At 54.8% G+C, this 17,069-nt stretch carries 17 protein-coding genes; 4 read left to right on the top strand and 13 right to left on the bottom strand.

Going from position 1 to position 17,069, the window contains the following annotated elements; genetic code table 11:
• Positions 1 to 1,131: AMP-binding protein (locus ACZAHD_RS16055; RefSeq protein ID WP_462457658.1), on the top strand; the 1,131-nt coding region annotated here is incomplete at its 5' end.
• Positions 1,132 to 1,296: 165 nt separating this feature from the next.
• On the opposite strand, the gene potD is transcribed toward ACZAHD_RS16055, so the two are convergent.
• The 4 genes from potD to potA are packed head-to-tail and all read right to left on the bottom strand — an operon-like array spanning position 1,297 to position 5,081.
• A complete protein-coding gene (gene potD, locus ACZAHD_RS16050) occupies positions 1,297 to 2,343 on the bottom strand; it encodes a spermidine/putrescine ABC transporter substrate-binding protein PotD (RefSeq protein WP_462457657.1) in 1,047 nt (348 codons plus the stop codon).
• A complete protein-coding gene (gene potC, locus ACZAHD_RS16045; RefSeq protein WP_462457656.1) occupies positions 2,340 to 3,125 on the bottom strand; it encodes a spermidine/putrescine ABC transporter permease PotC in 786 nt (261 codons plus the stop codon). Before potC ends, potD begins: the two co-directional genes overlap by 4 nt.
• A complete protein-coding gene (potB, locus tag ACZAHD_RS16040) occupies positions 3,122 to 3,979 on the bottom strand; it encodes a spermidine/putrescine ABC transporter permease PotB (RefSeq protein ID WP_462457655.1) in 858 nt (285 codons plus the stop codon). The genes potC and potB overlap by 4 nt, the downstream gene beginning before the upstream one ends.
• Positions 3,963 to 5,081, bottom strand: coding sequence for a spermidine/putrescine ABC transporter ATP-binding protein PotA (gene potA / locus ACZAHD_RS16035; protein ID WP_462457654.1), 1,119 nt, complete (start codon positions 5,079 to 5,081; stop codon positions 3,963 to 3,965). The genes potB and potA overlap by 17 nt, the downstream gene beginning before the upstream one ends.
• 274 nt (positions 5,082 to 5,355) lie before the next feature.
• On the opposite strand from potA, the gene pepT reads away from it, so the two are divergent.
• On the top strand, positions 5,356 to 6,585 hold the full coding sequence (gene pepT / locus ACZAHD_RS16030) for a peptidase T (protein ID WP_462457653.1): 1,230 nt from the start codon (positions 5,356 to 5,358) through the stop codon (positions 6,583 to 6,585).
• An 88-nt stretch (positions 6,586 to 6,673) separates the two neighbouring features.
• On the opposite strand, the gene ACZAHD_RS16025 is transcribed toward pepT, so the two are convergent.
• From ACZAHD_RS16025 to phoP, 3 genes are all read right to left on the bottom strand, one after another.
• On the bottom strand, positions 6,674 to 7,795 hold the full coding sequence (locus ACZAHD_RS16025) for a ribosomal protein uL16 3-hydroxylase (RefSeq protein WP_462457652.1): 1,122 nt from the start codon (positions 7,793 to 7,795) through the stop codon (positions 6,674 to 6,676).
• Between the two features lie 124 nt (positions 7,796 to 7,919).
• A complete protein-coding gene (gene phoQ / locus ACZAHD_RS16020) occupies positions 7,920 to 9,386 on the bottom strand; it encodes a two-component system sensor histidine kinase PhoQ (protein ID WP_462457651.1) in 1,467 nt (488 codons plus the stop codon).
• Entirely contained in the window at positions 9,383 to 10,057 is a 675-nt protein-coding gene (gene phoP, locus ACZAHD_RS16015; RefSeq protein WP_462457650.1) for a two-component system response regulator PhoP, read from the bottom strand. Before phoP ends, phoQ begins: the two co-directional genes overlap by 4 nt.
• A 300-nt stretch (positions 10,058 to 10,357) precedes the next feature.
• Here phoP and ACZAHD_RS16010 point away from each other — a divergent pair, with 300 nt between their 5' ends.
• Positions 10,358 to 10,528, top strand: coding sequence for a hypothetical protein (locus ACZAHD_RS16010; RefSeq protein WP_462457649.1), 171 nt, complete (start codon positions 10,358 to 10,360; stop codon positions 10,526 to 10,528).
• 237 nt (positions 10,529 to 10,765) lie between these two features.
• Here ACZAHD_RS16010 and purB read toward each other — a convergent pair whose 3' ends face one another.
• Genes purB through rluE form a run of 5 tightly spaced genes read right to left on the bottom strand, consistent with a single transcriptional unit; the run spans position 10,766 to position 15,133 of the window.
• Entirely contained in the window at positions 10,766 to 12,136 is a 1,371-nt protein-coding gene (gene purB, locus ACZAHD_RS16005) for an adenylosuccinate lyase (RefSeq protein WP_462457648.1), read from the bottom strand.
• 3 nt (positions 12,137 to 12,139) lie between these two features.
• Positions 12,140 to 12,781 (bottom strand): high frequency lysogenization protein HflD, encoded by a 642-nt coding sequence (gene hflD / locus ACZAHD_RS16000; RefSeq protein ID WP_462457647.1) that lies wholly within the window; start codon positions 12,779 to 12,781, stop codon positions 12,140 to 12,142.
• 59 nt (positions 12,782 to 12,840) lie between these two features.
• On the bottom strand, positions 12,841 to 13,947 hold the full coding sequence (gene mnmA, locus ACZAHD_RS15995; protein WP_462457646.1) for a tRNA 2-thiouridine(34) synthase MnmA: 1,107 nt from the start codon (positions 13,945 to 13,947) through the stop codon (positions 12,841 to 12,843).
• A 56-nt stretch (positions 13,948 to 14,003) separates the two neighbouring features.
• Positions 14,004 to 14,462 (bottom strand): NUDIX hydrolase, encoded by a 459-nt coding sequence (locus ACZAHD_RS15990; protein ID WP_462457645.1) that lies wholly within the window; start codon positions 14,460 to 14,462, stop codon positions 14,004 to 14,006.
• A gap of 20 nt (positions 14,463 to 14,482) precedes the next feature.
• Positions 14,483 to 15,133, bottom strand: coding sequence for a 23S rRNA pseudouridine(2457) synthase RluE (rluE, locus tag ACZAHD_RS15985; RefSeq protein ID WP_462457644.1), 651 nt, complete (start codon positions 15,131 to 15,133; stop codon positions 14,483 to 14,485).
• A 233-nt stretch (positions 15,134 to 15,366) separates the two neighbouring features.
• On the opposite strand from rluE, the gene icd reads away from it, so the two are divergent.
• The gene (gene icd, locus ACZAHD_RS15980) at positions 15,367 to 16,617 is read left to right on the top strand and encodes an NADP-dependent isocitrate dehydrogenase (protein WP_462457643.1); all 1,251 of its coding nucleotides are present in this window, start codon (positions 15,367 to 15,369) and stop codon (positions 16,615 to 16,617) included.
• Between the two features lie 119 nt (positions 16,618 to 16,736).
• Here the strand turns inward: icd and ACZAHD_RS15975 are convergent.
• The coding region (locus ACZAHD_RS15975; protein ID WP_462457642.1) for a site-specific integrase at positions 16,737 to 17,069 on the bottom strand (333 nt) is incomplete at its 5' end.

Below are 17,069 nucleotides of genomic sequence, written 5' to 3'. Positions count from 1 at the left end.
CGCTGGCCCGAGGTGAGCGAACATTCTCCGGCCTCGCTATGCTATACCTCCGGGACGACGGGAAAGCCGAAGGGGGTACTGAATACCCACCGGTCGCTGGTACTGCACGCGCTGAGCGGCAATCAGCCGGATGCGGCCCGTATATCGGCACAGGATACGCTGCTACCGGTTGTGCCGATGTTCCACGTCAATGCCTGGGGCACCCCTTTTATTGCCGCGATGGCAGGCGCTCGCCTGGTGCTGCCGGGGCCGAATCTGGATGGCGACAGCCTGCTGCGGTTACTGAGCGAAGAGCAGGTCAGCGTCGCGTTCGGCGTTCCGGTCATCTGGGCAGGTTTGCTTGCGGCTCTGCGTAAATCGGACATTCGCCTGCCGTATTTTAAACGATCTTTTGTCGGCGGGTCGGCGCTGCCCCCTTCGATGATCGAGGTCTTCCGCCGCGATTATGATATTGCGCTGATTCATGCCTGGGGGATGACCGAAACTTCGCCCATCGGTACGATCAACACGCCGCTGAGCAAACACAACGCCTTGACCCAGGAGGCGCAGGAGAAGCGAGGGCACGGCCAGGGGCGCGTCATTTTTGGCATCGACCTGCGGGTGGTGGATGCCGGGGGGCAACCGCTGGCCAACGACGGCGAAAGTCAGGGCTATCTGCAGGTGCGTGGACATTGGGTGGTGGCAAATTACTATGGCCGTCCCGATACGGTGCTGACCGATGACGGCTGGTTCGATACCGGTGATATTGGCACGCTGGATGAGAATGGCTACCTGGTGATTCACGATCGGGCGAAAGATATCATTAAGTCTGGTGGAGAGTGGATCTCGACGGTCGAGCTGGAGAACATTGCGCTTGCCCATCCGGCGATTCGCAGCGCGGCGGCGATTGCGGCGCAGCATCCGCGTTGGGATGAACGTCCGGTGCTGCTATGCGTCAGGGCAGAGGACGGCGAAATTGAAGAGCCGGAGCTGTTGGCCTGGTATCAGGCGCGAGTGCCCAAATGGCAGCTTCCGGACCGGATTCTGTTTATCGATGCGCTTCCCGTCAGCGCCACCGGTAAAGTCCTGAAAAACCGACTGCGCGCTGAGTTTGGTCAGATTCTGATGGGCGAGGGACGCGAGGTGGGCTAAATCGGTCTTTGTGTGTCCCGGATGCCCCGCGCCATCATTCGCCATACCGTCGCTGTCATGATTAATTTGGTGCCGAAAATTCAGCGCGATGATGAGCGAAAGTATCACGGAGCCCTGTGGCAAGGACGAAGGAAAAGGCGGAGTCGGTGCCTCCGCCAGACGGGATTAACGGCCCGCTTTTAGCTTCTGATAATACTCTTCATACAGCGCACTGGCGCTGCCGACATCGTTTTGCCATTCGCCTTTGGCGATGGTGTCGGCATCCGGGTAGAGCGACTTATCATTGGCGACTTCCGGGCTGAGCATCTTACGTGCGGCGAGGTTTGGCGTCGGGTAGCCGATGGTTTCCGCCACCTGTTTTGCCACTTCCGGGCGCAGCAGGAAGTTAATCAGCTTCAGCGCGCCGTCGACGTTGTTCGCGTTCGCCGGAATTGCCAGGCTATCCATCCAGAAGATCCCGCCTTCTTCCGGCCAGACGACCTCGAGCGGCGTGCCTGACTGACGGGCGACCCAGGCCGAACCGTTCCACACCATCCCGAGATTCACTTCGCCTTCCATATACGGGTTGGCTGGGTTATCGGAGTTAAACGCCGCCACGTTTGGCATCAGTTTTTTCAGCTCGTTGTAGGCGGCTTCAATCTCTTTAGGGTCGGTGGTATTGCCGGAATAGCCCAGCTTACGTAAGGCAATCTGGAACACTTCACGCGCATCGTCGGTCAGCAGCAGGCTGCTTTTGTATTCCGGCTTCCACAGGTCGGCCCAACGGGTGACGGTTTTCGGGTCGATAGCATCGCTATTGACGCCAATGGCCGTGGCCCCCCAGATGTAGGGAATGGAATAATCGTTGCCCGGATCGAACGGTTTATTCAGCATCTGCGGATCGAGATTGCTGAAGTTAGTCAGCTTGCTCTTGTCGATTTTCTGCAGCATCCCCTCTTTACGCATCTTATCGACGAAATAGGTGGAAGGCACCACCAGGTCGTAAGCGCCGTTCTTGTAGGTTTTGAGCTTGGCGTACATGGTTTCATTCGACTCATACGTCGAATAGATAACCTTGATGCCGGTCTCTTTGGTGAACTGCTCCAGCAGACCCGGCGGCACATACTCGGTCCAGTTATAGAAATAGAGTGTTTTGCTGTCGTTCGCGTACGCGGCGCTCATACCCATGACCAGAGCGCCCGCTGCGAGCAGGTGGCGTGACCATTTTTTCATTTTAACGTCCCCTGAGTTTTATCACGTGCAATCAATTGGCTGGCGATGACCATCACCAGAGACAGAACGAGCAGAATTGTCGCCAGGGCGTTCACTTCCGGCGATACGCCCACTTTGACCATCGAATAGATCTTTAGCGGCAGGATCTCGTAACCTGGGCCGGTCACGAACGACGACACGACCACATCATCCATCGACAGCGTAAAGCTCAACAGCCATCCTGCGGCCACGGCCGGCAACGCCAGCGGCAGAAGAATTTTCCGCAGAATGGTCAACTCGCTGGCGCCCAGATCTTTTGCCGCCTCCAGCATCCGCACATCAAAACCTTTGAGGCGAGAATAGACCGTCACCACCACGAAAGGTAGACAGAAGGTGATGTGTGAAAACAGCAGCGACCAGAACCCCAGCTGAATACCGATAAGCATAAACAACACCAGCAGGGAGATGGCCATGACGATATCCGGTGACATCATCACCACGAACAGCATCCCGCTGACAAACGGTTTACCACGAAAACGATAGCGATACAGTGCGACGGCGGTCAGCGACCCGATAAGCGTCGCAAAGGTGGCCGACAGCACCGCCATGGTCAGCGAGTGCTGCGCCGCCTGCAGCAGGCTATCGTTATTCATCAACAGGCCATACCACTCGGTGGTGAAGCCCTGCCAGTTAATACCAAAACGCGAACTGTTAAACGAGTTGACGATCAGAATAATGATCGGAATATAAAGGTAAGCATAAATGGCGGTCATAAAGCCGCCGCGCAGCAGTCGACCGATCATTCGAGTTCCACCTTCTTGTTCAACAGGCGCGCTGCGCGCCAGTAAATCAACAGCATCAGGCCCATCACCAGTGTCAGCGTAATGCTGGTTGCGGCGCCAAACGGCCAGTCGCGGATATTCAGGAACTGACTCTTGATAACGTTTCCGATCAACAGGTTTTTGGCACCGCCCATCAGATCCGAAACATAGAACAGACCCATCGCCGGGAGCATCACCAGTAGACAGCCGGCAATGATGCCCGGCATCGTCAGTGGAATAATGATGCGCATAAAGGTTTGCAGCTTGCCGGCGCCCAGATCCCTTGCCGCTTCCAGCAGAGGGCGATCCAGCTTCTCAATGCTGGAGTAGAGCGGCATCACCATAAACGGCAGCAGAATATAGACCAGACCGATGATGACCGCAGACGGGGTGTACATGATGCGCAGCGGTGTATCAATCACCCCAAGCCACAGCAGAAACTCATTGAGATAACCTTTGGTGCTGAGGAAGATTTTCAACCCATAGATACGGATCAATGAGTTGGTCCAGAACGGCACGATCAGCAGAAACAGTAGCAGCGGGCGCACTTTCTCCGGCAACCTGGCCAGAAACCAGGCGAAAGGGTAGCCAAGCGCCAGGCAGGCGAGGGTCGCCAGCAGCGCCATATTGAGCGAGTGCAGCAGCACGGCGTAATAGAGCGGATCCAGCAGGCGCGTATAGTTATCCAGCGTGAAGACCATTTTGACGAAACTGGCGTCGTCACGGGTCAAAAAGCTGGTACCGATGATCATCAGGTTGGGCAGGAACACAAACAGCACAAGCCAACCCACGATAGTGGCGATCACCACATTCTGGAATTTACTGGTGTTCTTCATCAGCCAGCACAACCTCCCAGCTTTCTACCCAGTTAATGGCCATTTTCTGGTCAAGCGGGTGGTCAAAGTCCGGATCGTCCTCGTTAAAGAATTCACTGACCATCACTATTTTGCCATTTTCCAGTTCGACGACCGACTCCAGTGTCATGCCTTTGTAGTTGCGCTCGCGGATGTAGCCGATCAGTCCGTCGGCGTCGTGGCCATCGTGGACCTCATCGACGCGCAGATCTTCCGGTCGCAGCAGAACGTTCAACCGTTGTCCCCGCTCGACGGGGAAGTTGACGTAGATATTGCATTCACGGCCTTCAACATTGGCGCGGACGCGCTGCTCGTCAAGGCGTTCAATGACCGTAGCACTAAAGAGATTAATCTCGCCGATAAAACTGGCGACGAACAGGTTTTTCGGCTCTTCATAGATTTCACGCGGCGTGCCATCCTGCTCGATTTTCCCGTCGCGCATGACTACGATGCGGTCAGACATGGTCAGGGCCTCTTCCTGATCGTGGGTGACAAAGACGAAGGTAATGCCGAGCTTACGCTGCAGTGCCTTCAGCTCGTTTTGCATCTGCTTGCGCAGCTTGTAATCCAGCGCCGACAGGGATTCATCCAGCAGCAGCAGGCGCGGTTTGTTGACCACCGCTCTGGCGATAGCCACCCGCTGTTGCTGACCGCCGGAGAGCTGATGCGGTTTGCGTTGGGCAAATTCCTCCAACTGGACCATGCGCAGCGCATCGAGGACGCGAGGGGGGATTTCCGCCGCCGGCGTTTTCTGCATCCGCAGACCGAAGGCGACGTTTTCGAATACGCTCATATGGGGAAACAGAGCGTAGCTCTGAAAGACGGTGTTGACGTGGCGGTTTTCCGCCGGAACATGAGTGATGTCCTGATCTTCGAGATGAATTCGTCCGCTGTCGACGTTTTCAAGCCCGGCAATAAGACGCAGAACGGTGGTTTTACCGCAGCCAGAAGGGCCAAGCAGGGTGAGAAACTCACCGTTGTTGATGGTCAGATTCAGATCTGAGATAACCGTTTTTCCATCAAAGCTTTTGCGAATTCCCGCCAGGTGCACCAGCGGCGAAAGCGAACGCGGTTGTATATTCAATTTTTAACTCTGTCCCATGTAGACGCAGCGGACGATTGACCGTTGCGGGGTTTGTGGTTAACCACCTTTGCGGTTGCGCATAAGAAACGAGGGCCAGCATTCTACGGCAATCGCTTGCGATCGCCAATGCTTGTCTCATACGGATGCACGACCTTTACAACAATATGCGGGTTCATGTATTAAATTCTTATTTGCCGGGCTAAAAATGACCTGACGCAATATTTGTCTATTCGGGCTTATGAATAATGTTGTCACAAAAGATGAGGGTGGCTACATGGATAAATTGCTTGAGCGTTTTTTACAGTACGTTTCTCTGGACACGCAGTCGAAGCCTGGTGTGCGTCAGGTTCCCAGCACGGAAGGTCAGTGGAAGCTGTTACGTCTGCTGCAGGCACAACTGGAAGAAATGGGACTGGTTAATGTGACGCTAAGTGAGAAAGGGACGGTGATGGCAACCCTTCCAGCTAACGTTACTGGCACTATTCCGCCCATTGGCTTTATTTCCCACGTCGACACGGCGCCGGATTTCAGCGGTAAAAACGTGAACCCGCAGATCGTTGAAAAATACCGTGGCGGCGACATTGCCCTCGGGATTGGTGACGAAGTGCTCTCGCCGGTGATGTTCCCGGTACTGCACCAGTTGCTGGGGCAAACGCTGATCACCACCGATGGCAAAACGTTGCTTGGCGCCGATGACAAAGCCGGTATTGCCGAGATAATGACCGCTCTGGCGACGCTGAAGGCGAAAAACATTCCTCACGGCGATATTCGCGTGGCCTTCACACCGGATGAAGAGGTCGGGAAAGGGGCAAAGCACTTTGATGTCGCCGCATTTGACGCCCGCTGGGCCTATACTGTCGACGGCGGCGGTGTGGGGGAACTGGAGTTTGAAAACTTCAATGCCGCGTCGGTGACCATTAAGATCGTGGGCAACAATGTCCATCCGGGCACGGCAAAAGGGGTGATGGTGAATGCGCTGTCGCTGGCGGTACGGATTCATGCCGAAGTCCCTGCCGATGAGGTGCCGGAGACGACCGAAGGTTACGAAGGCTTTTACCATCTGGCGAGCATGAAAGGCAGCGTTGATCGGGCAGAAATGCACTACATCATTCGTGATTTTGACCGTAAGCAGTTTGAGGCCCGCAAGCGCAAAATGATGGAAATTGCCAAAAAGGTCGGTAAGGGGCTGCATCCGGATTGCTACATTGAGCTGGTGATTGAAGACAGTTACTACAATATGCATGAAAAAGTGATGTCACACCCGCACGTCGTTGAAATTGCCCGCCAGGCGATGGTGGATTGCGATATTGAACCGCAAATGAAGCCGATTCGCGGCGGCACCGACGGCGCACAGCTCTCTTTCATGGGCTTACCCTGTCCAAACCTGTTTACCGGCGGCTACAACTACCACGGTAAGCATGAGTTTGTGACCCTGGAAGGGATGGCAAAGGCGGTGCAGGTGATTGTACGGATTGCGGAGCTGACGGCAAAACGCGGCGCCTGATCCTGCAGAATCCCCGGATAGCGCTGTGCTTATCCGGGCTACTCGTACGCCCGGTAAGCCGTCAGCCGGCACCGGGCAACATCGCGGCTCAGTCCTCAAAGAACCAGTAGCCGCAATTGACCAGTGCGGCAAGCATCGCGAGGAACGACGGGTCTTCCAGCGCATCGCCAAAATGTTCCGCGTTAAGCGACAGATGCGTTGCCAGCGCGTCCAGCGCCGGGCGGTGCGGCGAATTAATTTTCTCGCCGTTGACGAACACCTCGCCATCGATACGCAGCACGCGTAGTCCGCCCAGCCGCACCAGGCGATCTCCCTGTTGCAGCGCGTCGTAAATCTCATCAGGTTGATACGGCGGTTCAGCAGGAGCCACGTCCAGCTCGTGGCGGGACTGGGTGATAAACTCCCCAAACCACTGCTTAAAATGCTCGGGCTGGTTAATCAACCCCAGCATCATATCGCGCAGACGGTCCAGTTCAGTCGGCAGAATATCCGCCGGATGATCGCGGGAAGGCACATCCGGATCGGCATAGCGCTGGCTGCCCAGTTCACGTTGCAGAATATAGTCGGCAAAACCGCTGAACAGCTCGCGAGCGTTCGGCGCGCGATAGCCTACCGAATAGTTCAGCGAGTTTTCCAGGGAGTAACCTTCATGCGGGAATCCCGGCGGAATATAAAGAATATCGCCCGGCTCCATCTCTTCATCAATGATAGCGTCGAACGGATCCACCTGCAGCAGATCCGGATGTGGGCAGTGTTGCTTCATCGGGACTTTATCGCCCACGCGCCAACGACGGCGACCGGTTCCCTGGATGATAAACACGTCATACTGATCGAGATGGGGGCCTACGCCGCCGCCGGGTACCGAGAAAGAGATCATCAGATCATCAATACGCCAGTCGGGGAGGGCGCGGAAGGGTTGCATCAGCGCGGCCGTCGGCTCGTGCCAGTTATTCACCGCCTGCACCAGCAGTGACCAGTTGTTTTCGCTCAGGTGATCGTAGCTTTCGAAAGGACCATGGCTGACCTGCCACTTCCCGTCCTGATGGCTGACCAGGCGGCTATCGACTTCGCTTTCCATCGCCAGCCCGGCCAGTTCATCCGGGCTAATAGGATCGACGAAGTTAGCGAAGCCGCGCTTGAGAACTACGGGACGTTTTTGCCAGTAGCGTTCGATAAAGTCAGGCCAGTTAAGCGTTAATTGATAATCCATTTTATTTATTCCACAGCAGGTGTCTGTTTGGGATTATACACGTCATGCTTCAAACTGCCTCTTTGTTGACGGCGATTGTGCTGCGCAGTCACAGAGTTTGCCCAACCGTGGTAAGTGGGGAGATTCAGCTTTCCGTATCGTCGGGCAACTGGCGGCCAAAAACTACCTCCATACAGGCTCCACCAAGCGGACTTTCACCGGTGAGAATGTCGCCATCGTATTGCTCAACGATTTCCAGGGCGACGGAGAGTCCCACGCCCTGGCCTGGTCGCAGCGTATCGGCACGCTGCCCGCGATCGAAGACGGCAGACCTCTGGTTTAACGGGATGCCGGGGCCATCATCTCCCACCAGAATATGTAGGTGGTTGTCGTTGGTCTGACGCACGGACACTTCGACAAATTCCAGACAGTATTTACAGGCGTTATCCAGCACGTTACCCATCACTTCCATAAAATCATTTTGTTCGCCGACGAAGCTGATTTCGGGAGATATATCGAGACTGATATTGATCCCTTTGCGCTGATAAACCTTGTTCAACGCTGAGGTCAACTTGTCGAGCAGGGGCGCAATGGGATGCAGTTCGCGGCTGAGCAGCGTACCGCCGCTGCGCATACTGGCACGATGCAGATAGTAGCCGATTTGCTGTGAGATGCGGCTGATCTGCTCCAGCATGATCGGCTCTGCCTCATTGAGGTCAATCTTTTCGCCGCGCAAAGAACGCAGAGTGCTTTGCAGTACGGCCAGCGGCGTTTTCAGGCTGTGGGTCAGATCGGTCAGCGTGGTGCGATATTTGTCGTAACGCTCGCGCTCGCTTTTAAGTAGCCGGTTAAGGTTGCTGACCAGTCGGGTCAGTTCACGGGTGGTATTCGGGTTGAGCATTTCGCGGTGATGTTCTTCCAGCTCGCGGACCTCTTTTGCCAACGACTCAATGGGGCGCAGGCTCCACCAGGCCGCCACCCAAAGCAACGGGATCACCAGCAGCAGATTGGCAACCAGTACGTAAACGAACCAGCTCCAGACCATATAAGAGCGTTTCAACTCAACAGGAATGGTGTCGATAACCACGATGCTCAACTGCGGCATCTTAGCGGTTGCCGGATAGATATTGATCGCCACCGAGTGGGTCATTTCTGAACCATCATCCTGCTGACGAAGGGCATCCAGCTCCTCCTGGAACTGATGATTGTCGCGCAGCAGCATGCTGCTGCTGTCAACATCGGACTCGATCTCGTGGAAGCCGTTGCTTTTCAGCCATTCGGGCTGAATGCGTTTTGCCAGCCAGGCGACATCGCGCTGCATCCACAGTAGTTTGCCTTTGGCATCGTATATCAACGTTACCGTCGGGCTCTGCATGTTGAGGTTTTCGGGGATATCCACGTCGATGTGATTGTTTTCCCACCTTGCCAGCATATAGAACAGGTTACTTTCGCCGCGCAGCAGGCGGAAGGTGGTTTTATCAAAGCTGACGCTATAGCCCACCAGCGCAACCATGCCGTAGGCCAGGGAAAGCACCAGCACTACTGCCGCCGTCGCCAGCAGAAAACGAACGCGTAATGAAAGCGGCAAAATATGCCTTAGCGGGCTTTTCATTCGCGCAGTTCAAATAAATAGCCCTGGCCGCGGACGGTCGTAATGACGTCATGCGGGTGCTGAGTCTGAATTTTTTTCCGCAGTCGCCCCATCAGTACGTCGATGGTGTGGCTTTCGCGCAGTTCAGCATCGGGATAAAGCTGGAGCATTAATGAATCTTTGCTGACGACTTTGCCACGGTTACGAATCAGCGTTTCCATAATGGTGTATTCAAAGGCGGTTAGCTTGATGGGCTGTTCATTAATCGACAGCTCGCGGCGTGACAGGTCGACCTGGAAAGGCGGAATGGAAATAACCTGTGATGCGAGGCCGCTGTTGCGGCGCAGTAGCGCCTGCATCCGGGCAGCGACTTCTTCAATATGGAACGGCTTAGTGACGTAGTCGTCCGCTCCGGCACTCAGCACCTCGACTTTATCCTGCCATCCTTCACGGGCGGTCAGTACCAGCACCGGCACCGATACATCATGACTGCGCCAGCGGCGAATCAGTGAGAGACCGTCTTCGTCGGGCAGGCCCAGATCGACAATGGCGATATCCGGCACGTGTTCACCCAGATAGTAATCGGCTTCCTTTGCATCTTCTGCTGCATCCACCTGGTGGCCTAATTCCTGGATCTGGACTTTCAGGTGATGGCGTAGTAAAGCGTTATCCTCAACGACGAGCACGCGCATGCCTTTTCTCCCGTTTATTTTGATTTTAAGTAGTGTAGCGTTGATTAGATATACTGAATTTAAACGGCTGTAAATGAAAGGCTTTCGTTGCACCCCGGTCTGCCGCCCCATTTTCTGGCCTGCCACGCCGGTGGAGAAAGGGAGGTGGCACCAGCGCCCGATAGGCGTCCGGCAAGAGAAGGGGGCATATCGTGGATATATATTGGCAAGTTTATCCTCGTGTTTCCAGCCCGACGAATATGGCGCGGATAAAACGGCGGGTCTGCCTGGGATGATCATCCCGGCACACGGAGTTCACGGATGAGACTGAATGAGCTGAAACACGCTTCGCTGATGTTAACAACGTGTTTGACCTTCGTTTTCTGTTCATCTTCTCTGGCAGAAAATCCGGTCAGCAGCGCGTCGGAGAAACAGGCGGAAAAAGAGCGGATCACGTCAATGACGGCAGAGCCGTCAGCGGTGCGCACCTGAGGAGGGAGGGCAAAACTCAGGCTGAGTTAAAAAACACCAAATGAAAAAAGAGGCGAAAATGAAAAACGGCGCTTCGATGGATGATGTGGCGAAAAAAGCGAGTTCAGAAGAGGAATGGGGGGTATTTATCGCCCTGACGACGCCCTGACGAATGAATGGCCGGAATGATTCCCGGCCATCTGTTTATCGGTATTCACTCACTCCCGCTGCTACCTGCAGGAAGGCGAGACAAAGCGATTACTTCAGTTCATCAACCATGGTGGTTGCGCGACCGATATAGTTAGCCGGGGTCATGGCTTTCAGGCGAACCTTCTCGTCTTCCGGCAGCGGCAGGCTGTCGATGAACTGCTGCATCCCTTCCGCGTCCACACGCTTACCACGAGTTAGCTCTTTCAGCTTCTCGTACGGTTTCTCGATGCCATAGCGGCGCATCACGGTCTGGATCGGCTCAGCCAGCACTTCCCAGTTATGATCCAGCTCGTCCAGCAGGCGCTCGCCGTTCAGTTCCAGCTTGCTGACGCCTTTAAGGGTCGACTGGTAAGCAATCAGCGCATAGCCGATGCCCACGCCGAGGTTACGCAGTACGGTGGAGTCCGTCAGGTCGCGCTGCCAGCGGGAAACCGGCAGTTTACTCGCCAGATGCTGCATCATGGCGTTGGCCAGGCCGAGGTTACCTTCGGAGTTCTCGAAATCGATCGGATTCACTTTATGCGGCATGGTGGATGAACCGATTTCACCGGCGATCGTTTTCTGCTTGAAGTGGTTCAGGGCGATGTAGCCCCACACGTCGCGATCGAAGTCGATCAGGATGGTGTTGAAGCGGGCGATACAGTCGAACAGTTCGGCAATATAGTCATGCGGCTCAATCTGCGTGGTGTACGGGTTCCACTGGATGCCCAGCGAGGTGACAAACTCTTCGCTGAACTGGTGCCAGTCCACTTCCGGATACGCCGCGATGTGGGCGTTATAGTTACCCACAGCGCCGTTGATTTTGCCCAGAATTTCCACCTGGTTCAGCTGACGATACTGACGCTCCATACGGTAAGCGACGTTAGCCATCTCTTTACCCATGGTGGACGGCGTGGCCGGCTGACCGTGAGTACGGGACAGCAGCGGCACATCGCGATACTGAACCGCCAGGTCTTTCACCGCGTCGATAAGCTTGCGCCAGTATGGCAGAACCACCTCATCGCGCGCGGTTTTCAGCATCAGCGCGTGGGAGAGGTTGTTAATGTCTTCGGAGGTGCAGGCGAAGTGGATGAATTCGGATACCGCGTGCAGTTCAGCGATATCGGCCACTTTTTCCTTGAGGAAATACTCTACCGCTTTCACATCGTGGTTGGTGGTGCGTTCGATGGTTTTGATGCGCTGCGCATCTTCAACGCTGAAGTCGGCAACGATTTTATCAAGGAAACCGTTTGCGTCGGCAGCAAAAGCAGGAACTTCCTTGATCGCTGCGTGCGCGGCTAACTTTTGCAGCCAACGTACTTCAACTTGTACACGGAATTTCAGCAAACCGAATTCGCTGAAGATACCGCGCAGCGCGCTGACTTTATCGCCGTAGCGTCCATCGACAGGGGAAACGGCGGTCAGTGAGGATAATTCCATAGATCACAACTCCGGGGTTAAATGAGCAAGAATTTGTTTTGCCTGGTTAACCAGACGATTACGAGAAAACATGAGCTGCATGCGCCCGCCACCCACCTGGTGCCAGAGCACGGCGGCACGAATGCCAGCCAGCAGGGAGGCGCGAACTTTGGCCTGAACCTGCGGGCTCTGCAACACGGCCGGTGAGCCGGTCACCTGAATACGCGGGCCCAGTGGGCTGATGACGTCAACATAGATGCCCGCCATGGCGCTGAGCAGAGTTTCAGATTGCAGATCGAAATGTTCCAACTGACGGCGCAGGCCAGCAATACGGTTGCCGAGGGTATCCATCGCCCCTTTGCTCCCGTCAAGCTTACGCTCAAGCACCATCAGGCTTAATGTGTAGCGGGTCAACTCGGCATTGAGGCCCTGACGGCTGCCGCTGTTGAGTACGCCGAGCATTGTTTCCAGCCCGAGGCGAAGATTGGTTTCACTGCCACCGAACACAGCCAGCGTCGAATCCGGGTTGAGATCGATGATGCTGTTCAGCGAAACGTGCAGGGCATCGCTGTCGCAATGGCCCTGGTGCGCCAGTTGCTGAACCAGACGGGCGGCCTGGCAGATGCCTGACAGCGCCAACGTGATGTCATAATAATTCTTCGCCACACCTACTCCTTGTAAACCGTCGGGGAGGCGTTTGTCCCACCGGCGGTAAAAACTGTCTGTCAGGACTGCAGCGACAAACGCTGCTCGATCACGCCACCGCCGAGGCACACTTCGCCGAGATAGAAGACCGCCGACTGGCCCGGCGTCACCGCCGCAACCGGCTCGTCAAAAAGTACTTCGATGCGCTCGTCATCCAGTGCTGTTACGGTGCACGGAATATCGGTCTGGCGATAGCGGGTCTTCACCGTACAGCGCAGAGTACCCTTAACCGGCTCGCGATCGACCCAGTGCAGCTGTTGGGCAATCAGGCCCCTGGACATCAGACGCGGATGGTCGTGGCCTTGAGCCACGACCAGAATATTGTTTTCGACGTCTTTATCGACAACGTACCACGGGTCTTCGCTACCTTCTTTGGTGCCACCAATGCCGAGGCCTTTACGCTGACCAAGGGTATGGTACATCAGACCCTGATGCTCGCCGATTTCGTCGCCGTCAACGGTGACGATTTTGCCCGGCTGAGCAGGAAGGTAGCGGCCAAGGAACTCGCGGAATTTACGTTCGCCAATAAAACAGATCCCGGTAGAGTCTTTTTTCTTTGCGGTGATCAGGTCGAGATCTTCAGCGATCTTGCGCACCTGAGGCTTTTCCAGCTCACCAACCGGGAACAGGCTTTGGGCTATCTGCTCATGGCTGAGGGTGTACAGAAAGTAACTCTGATCTTTGTTGCCGTCGAGGCCGCGCAGCAGCTGACTTTTACCGTTGACATCGGCGCGGCGCACGTAGTGGCCGGTCGCAATATAGTCGGCGCCCAGATCTTCTGCCGCGAACTCCAGGAAGGCTTTAAATTTGATTTCTTTGTTGCACAGAATGTCCGGGTTTGGCGTGCGCCCGGCTTTGTATTCGGCCAGGAACAGTTCAAACACGTTGTCCCAGTATTCTGCGGCAAAGTTAACGGTATGAAGCTCAATTCCGAGCTTATCGCAGACGGCTTGCGCGTCGGCGAGGTCGGCAGCGGCGGTGCAGTATTCCTCACCATCGTCTTCCTCCCAGTTCTTCATGAACAGGCCTTCTACCTTATAACCTTGCTGAAGCAGCAACCAGGCAGAAACAGAGGAGTCGACGCCGCCGGACATGCCGACGATCACTTTTTTTTGGCTTTCTGACATTGGAATATTCACCACATTGAACTTCAAGGCGGCATATTCTAGCACGCACGAGCGGCTCAGGCACCCCCCTGGAGGGGCCAGTTAAACGCAGCAATTAATGACAGCGGATAGCGCGGGTCCTGTTGATAGCTGCGGATGCTTTCGGCAACCAGCTGAGAGCGCAAATTTGGCGCCGTCAGGATCTCCTGTGCACTTAGCCATAGACAGCGGTCAATATCGCGGTCATGCGGCTGTGTGGCGCACATATCGTTAAGTTCGATGGCGAACAGAAAGCGTAAAAATGGCGTGTTGTCCGGCGCAATCCACTGGTGCATGCGGATAAAATGCTGCGGCGTGGCGCGAATGCCGGTCTCCTCCCACAGCTCTCGCTCGGCGGCCTGCACCAGCGTTTCGTCTGCTTCGAGATGTCCTGCCGGCTGATTCCACAGCGCTTTGCCGTTGATGGTTTCCTCAACGATCAGAAATTTGTCTTTCGCGTGTACGACGCAGGCGACGGTGACGTGCGGTTTAAACATACTTCCCGTTCCTTTTGTGATTAGCCGACCTGGCGCCACTCGCCGTTGGCCAGTCCGTCGAGAGTATAGCCGCCCATGGCGTAACGGATAAGCCGCAGCGTGGGGTAACCTACGTGTGCGGTCATGCGCCGCACCTGACGGTTGCGGCCTTCATAAAGCGTGATTTTCAGCCAACTGGTGGGAATGGATTTGCGCTCGCGGATAGGTGGGATGCGCGGCCACAGCCAGGCAGGTTCTGCCACTCGCTCAATGCCGGCGGGCAAGGTAGGACCATCGTTGAGCGTGATGCCAGCGCGCAGCGCGGTCAGCGCATCTTCTGTTGGTTGGCCTTCGACCTGAACGTAGTAAATTTTACCGGTGCGCTTGCCGGGCTGGGTCAGCGTGGCCTGCAGTGCGCCATCGTTAGTCAACACCAGCAACCCTTCGCTATCGCGGTCGAGACGACCCGCCGCGTAGACCCCTGAGACGGAAATAAAATCTTTCAGCGTGCTGCGTCCGGCTTCGTCCGTAAACTGCGGCAACACATCATAGGGTTTATTAAACAAGATCACGCGTTTTGGCGCGTGTTCTTTGCGTTGTCTGGCGACTTGTTGTGAGCTGAATCGCTCAACACGATGTTTTCTAAATGAAGTTTTCTGCATGGTATTTTCAGATCCTGACAATTGCCGCATTATAACCTAATTACGAATGCCTTTCATGGACGCAAACATTCAGGTAGTATTGACATGCTCATCACAATTTTTTAACAAAAATATTGCTCAAACTGATTCGCGCTACTAGAAGGCGGCACGGACGCGAATCTCCGGTTAACGGGATGACCCGGTGGCGGAGTGGGCGGATAAAGCCAACGCTCGGTTAGTGTGAAAAGGAAGAGCAGAACCAGAAGCGCTCGAAGGAGAGGTTAATGGAAAGCAAAGTAGTAGTTCCGGCGGAAGGTCAAAAAATTACCCTGCAAGATGGCAAACTGAATGTCCCTGACAACCCGATCATCCCGTTTATCGAGGGTGATGGTATCGGTGTTGACGTGACTCCGGCAATGCTGAAAGTGGTGGATGCCGCCGTTGAGAAAGCCTATAAAGGCAAGCGTAAAATTTCCTGGATGGAAATTTACACCGGCGAAAAATCGACCCAGGTGTATGGTCAGGACGTCTGGCTGCCTGCCGAAACTCTTGATCTGATTCGTGACTATCGTGTTGCTATCAAAGGCCCTCTGACGACGCCAGTTGGCGGCGGTATCCGTTCTCTGAACGTTGCGCTGCGCCAGGAGCTGGACCTCTATGTCTGCTTGCGCCCTGTGCGTTACTACCAAGGTACTCCGAGCCCGGTTAAACAACCAGAGCTGACCGATATGGTTATCTTCCGTGAAAACTCCGAAGACATCTATGCGGGCATTGAGTGGAAAGCGGACTCTGCTGAAGCTGAAAAAGTGATCAAATTCCTGCGTGATGAGATGGGCGTGAAAAAAATTCGCTTCCCGGAACATTGCGGTATCGGCATCAAGCCGTGCTCTGAAGAAGGCACCAAACGCCTGGTTCGCGCGGCTATCGAATACGTTATCACCAACGATCGCGATTCGCTGACCCTGGTACACAAAGGCAACATCATGAAGTTCACCGAAGGCGCGTTTAAAGACTGGGGCTACCAGCTGATCCGCGAAGAGTTCGGTGGCGAACTGATTGATGGCGGCCCGTGGCAGAAGGTCAAAAACCCGAACACCGGGAAAGAGATCATCATCAAAGACGTGATCGCTGATGCTTTCCTGCAGCAGATCCTGCTGCGTCCGGCGGAGTATGACGTGATTGCCTGTATGAACCTGAACGGCGACTACATCTCTGATGCTCTGGCAGCCCAGGTTGGCGGTATCGGTATCGCGCCGGGTGCGAACATCGGTGACGAATGCGCGCTGTTCGAAGCTACCCACGGTACAGCACCGAAATATGCCGGTCAGGACAAAGTGAACCCAGGTTCTATTATTCTGTCCGCTGAGATGATGCTGCGCCACATGCAGTGGTTCGAAGCCGCAGACCTGATCGTTAAAGGCACCGAAGGCGCTATTGCCGCTAAGACCGTGACCTATGACTTTGAACGTCTGATGGAAGGCGCTAAGCTGCTGAAATGTTCAGAGTTTGGCGACGCGATCATCGCGAACATGTAATCCAGCCTCTGGGTTAAACAATAACGGGAGCTTAACAGTTCCCGTTTTTTATTATTAGCTTTTGAATGGTTATCAAAACATTATCAAAACAAGTTATCAAAACCCCCGCCACAAAAACCTCAAATAGCCACTTTGGTCCATCCTTTCCCACGATCATCATGGTATCTGTCCGTTTGTTGTTGAGTCTTATGCCCCAGTAAATCTTTTGTGTTTATACCCTGTGCTTTATAAAGTCGTTCGGAAAGTGATCTTTGCTCATGAAACGTTGCCGGCGTACCTTCTCCCCAGTCGATATTTGCACAATCTCTTGCCTTGCTAAAATTCATCGTCAGCGTTCTGGCTTTAACCTGAGCGCCACGTTCTGCCTGAGATGTTGTTCTGAAAAAATGCACCAAAAATGGACTAACCGCATAATCCCGGCAACGGCCTATTACGTCGCGAAGGCTCCAGTT

The sequence above is a fragment of the Raoultella sp. genome, assembly GCF_039594335.1.
In the GTDB taxonomy this organism is placed as follows: Bacteria; Pseudomonadota; Gammaproteobacteria; order Enterobacterales; family Enterobacteriaceae; genus Klebsiella.
This window is presented reverse-complemented; position numbering and strand designations above follow the sequence as displayed.